The organism is Bacillus sp. EKM202B (genome assembly GCF_011066025.1).
Classification (GTDB): domain Bacteria; phylum Bacillota; class Bacilli; order Bacillales; family Bacillaceae_G; genus Bacillus_A; species Bacillus_A toyonensis.
On record NZ_JAAMNK010000131.1, the window covers coordinates 1 to 251 of the forward strand.

Genomic DNA, 251 nt, shown 5'->3' on the forward strand with positions numbered 1-251 from the left:
GCTGCTTCCTCAGATACTACTTCTCACTTTATTAATCCTAAAAATGGTGATCTACCACGTTTAGACAAATACTTCTTCGAAAATACAGTTTTTTATAATGAACAACCGTATTGCGAATTAGTCAGCGCTCAATTTTTTGAATTAGACTTTTCACCTTGTCCAACAGACCTAAACGAACCATTTGATACTCTTCGTGAAAAAATTGTACTAGATCTTACTTTAAAAGTTTTACAAGTACAACAAGTACAAGT

1 protein-coding gene is annotated in these 251 nt (G+C 32.7%); it reads left to right on the forward strand.

The annotated features are described in order from the left end of the window. On the forward strand, positions 1-251 hold a 251-nt coding region (locus G9F74_RS29690; protein ID WP_438285190.1), incomplete at both ends, for a DUF7852 domain-containing protein.